Annotated in this window: 3 protein-coding genes; 1 reads left to right on the top strand and 2 read right to left on the bottom strand. The window is 24.5% G+C overall.

Annotated elements, in window-relative coordinates; all coding sequences use genetic code 4:
• Positions 1-256 (top strand): hypothetical protein (locus ACWXVJ_RS03155; protein WP_455966512.1); only part of this gene is annotated, 256 nt, incomplete at its 5' end.
• 270 nt (positions 257-526) lie between these two features.
• Here the strand turns inward: ACWXVJ_RS03155 and ACWXVJ_RS03150 are convergent.
• Both ACWXVJ_RS03150 and ACWXVJ_RS03145 read right to left on the bottom strand, forming a co-directional pair.
• Entirely contained in the window at positions 527-1,120 is a 594-nt protein-coding gene (locus ACWXVJ_RS03150; protein ID WP_455966511.1) for a hypothetical protein, read from the bottom strand.
• A gap of 81 nt (positions 1,121-1,201) precedes the next feature.
• Positions 1,202-2,896 carry a DUF262 domain-containing protein gene (locus tag ACWXVJ_RS03145; RefSeq protein ID WP_455966510.1) on the bottom strand — a complete coding sequence of 565 codons (1,695 nt, stop codon included), beginning with the start codon at positions 2,894-2,896 and terminating at the stop codon, positions 1,202-1,204.
• Positions 2,897-3,237: the final 341 nt, after the last annotated feature.

Below are 3,237 nucleotides of genomic sequence, written 5' to 3'. Positions count from 1 at the left end.
AACTCACAAGAGATTTTTTTTAATAGGTAAAAATCTTGACGTTTGAGACGATTTGGCTTACAAATTGAGTTTGATAGTCGTAACGCATAAGTCGGTCGTTTCGACATTTACGGACAAGTTTAATTACTTGATTAGAAATTTAGAAAAATTTAAATTAAATACATCGGATTTAAAACAAGAAATGAACCACTTAAAATCAATGTTTAAAAGCCCAATTAAACGAGTGGGTAATCACCTATCTGAAAACTTTAAGTAGATTTTTAATTTTATTTTATTGTCTGCAAAAGCGGGTTTGAAAAAAATGGTTCGCCAACCAATCCAAATATAAATAAAGCTTAAAAAATAAATTTGATATCATAAGTTTAATAAACATTTTTAAACTATAAAAATGTTGCAATTTGATTAAGAATTAACAGCAATTTATAGGACTTAAAATTATGATACTTTATGGTTTTAAATTATTCGTAATTTATTAAATCTTTAAAAAAAATTACACCAGTTAAACCAATGCAATTTTTTGACCATGCTATCAAACATTATTGTTTTGTCTTTTTAATTCATCATCTACTATTTTTTCGATAACTTTTAATTTTTGCTTCATTTTTGTTTCATTAAATATATTAGACCCATAAGATTTTCCTGCATCGGCTTCTAGTTTTTTTCTTAAAGATTCATCTTTTATTAATCTAATTTTTTCTTGTAATGGTTTTAAATTTTCTTTGGCTAATTTGGTGCGATTTTTGGCTGATAAATATATTGCAAAAACAAAAATACCAAAGAAAGCTATAAGCAATAGAAATAATATTGATAAAAAAGGTGTGGTGAATACAAATATTTTTGAGAGAATATATTTGTTTTTTATCTTCATCGAATCAATTTTCTTTAATTCTAATGTTAATAAAACAGCCAAGATAAATGATCCAATATTAAATAAAATTGCAAATAGTAATATTGTTATTCCTGCTCCATCTGGATATACTTTTGGTATCAACATTGATAAAAAAGAAAAATCTACATCTTTTACCACATAATAATATCCAGTCGAAACCAAGTACAATATATATGCTAATATGGCAAAGGGTAATGATAAACCAAAATAAAGTTTTATTTTATTATTCATATTTCTCCTATTAATTATGTTTATTTTTCAATGTATTTTTCTATATTTTGTAATGTTCTTTTATAAATATCATCATTCATATTAATCCTTTGTTATTTCTTTAAATTTTTTAACTAATTCGTCATTTCTTTTTTTGATATCATTTATTGTCCAATAATCATTTTCAAGTTGTGAGATTTGTATTGCAGATCTAAATTTTGCCGCCTTTTTATATATCTCTTTTTTAGACTTAAATCAGTCATCAGAAGCTCTAATATTACGCCTTTTGTCTAAAGGAATTATGTTTCCAATTTGTTCATATAATTCTTTATTTTCTTTATCGAATTGTGCATGAGATTTAGGTAAAATATGTTCTATTTCTCATTTGGCTGGCAATATATCCATCTCTTCTTGATCGTTTTGTGAATATTCAAACATTTTTATAATCATGCTTATGATTTTTACATTTGGACTTTTGATTTTTTCCATCACATCATCTGAATCTTTTTTTTCTAATTTAGAAAAATCAAACTCATGGCCTTTTATTATGCTTTTATTTAGTAACAAAATGCCGTGTTTAATATCGTTTATTGAAGGAATTACTAAATATCTTGTGACAATTCTATTTCTTAGTTTTATTAATAACTCAAGATATTCACTTGTATCATCATTATCAATTTTGTCTTTATTTTTTAAATAATATATTAAAGCTGGGTATTTACCAAAATCATTAGAGAAAGAAAAAATAATATCTAGTTGTTGTTTAATCTTCGAGTTTAAGTCTTTTTCTTCATTTAAGTTATTCACCATTTTTAGAAATGAAATAATATTTTTAATAGTTTCTATCATTTTGTTAAAAATATCATCAATGTTATTTTGTTCTAGATATTTTAATATGTATTTTCTTATTCCTGGTGTGGTACTGTCGATATCTCCTTCTTCTGCCCTTAAATAGAACATATAGTATGAAAAAATATCATTTAATGTCTTATTCATTGAAACACAATCAGATTCTAATTCTTTTCATTGTTCTATGAATTTATCTTTTTCATTTTTATCTTTTAATAGGTTATATATCTTAGCTTTAAAAATATCGGCATCAGAAAGAGGAACCCCTCTATTATTAAGAGTTTCAAAAACCGTCATAGCAGATTGTTGAGATTGCGAAGATACAGTTAAGATAAGGGTTTTTTCTAATATGGTATTAAAAAAGTTAAATATCCCCTCAATTTCATTTTTTGCTTTTTCTTCAATCAACTCTATTAATTTTGCATAGTTTTTCGAATAATTACTTTTACTTTTTTTGTTATATTCACCACTTTTGATGATATTCTCAAAATCTTCTAAATTACTTTGCATTACTGAAACATTTTGAATGGACATTGAATTTCTATCAATTATTTTTTTATAATCATTTGAAATATGTCAAATACATTCTTCAATTTCTTTTGCTAAATTTTTAGTATTTTCACTATTAGTGTTCTCACATTTTTTAAGAATTGCTCTTAAAAGTAGAAAAATGGTCGTTATACGTTGCTGTCCGTCGATAATTTCTCATTTTCCATCTTCGTTTTCAAAGAAAACAATTGAACCTAAAAAATACTGTTCTTTTGAATTTGGCTCTTTAAGTATAATTTTGTAAAATTCTCATAAATCACTGAATAATTTTTCGGTTTGTTCTTCTCCTCATGAATATGGTCTTTGATATTCAGGTATTAAAAAATTATGTTCTTTAGAAGCATTTTGAAATAAATTTCTAATTGTTATACTATCTATATTTATTTTGTTTTGTGTCATATATTTGCCTTCTCCATGAAAATACGCAAAAATACACCTAATAGTTAGGTGTTAATTTAATGTTAAATTATTTATTAAGAGTCTGCTCTCTCTCTCTCTCTCTCAATCTTATTAAAAGAGGCTTAGGGAAAGAAAATGCATTTAAAGTTCTCTTTGCATTATTCATGGTAATATAATTATAATAAATTTCTTTAGATATTGATATATCTAAAACGCGTTTTGATCATGTAAATTCTCAATTATTTTGCAACATTCTATAGTTTAAAATCACTATAGGAGGTAACGAGAAATATAAAAAAATAGAAATCCAGAATTTGACAGATTTTGAGAAAAAAAGAAAA

The organism is Mycoplasma sp. 773, from assembly GCF_053851515.1.
The sequence above is the reverse complement of the archived record's forward strand: the minus strand, read 5'-3'. Positions and strand labels throughout refer to the sequence as shown.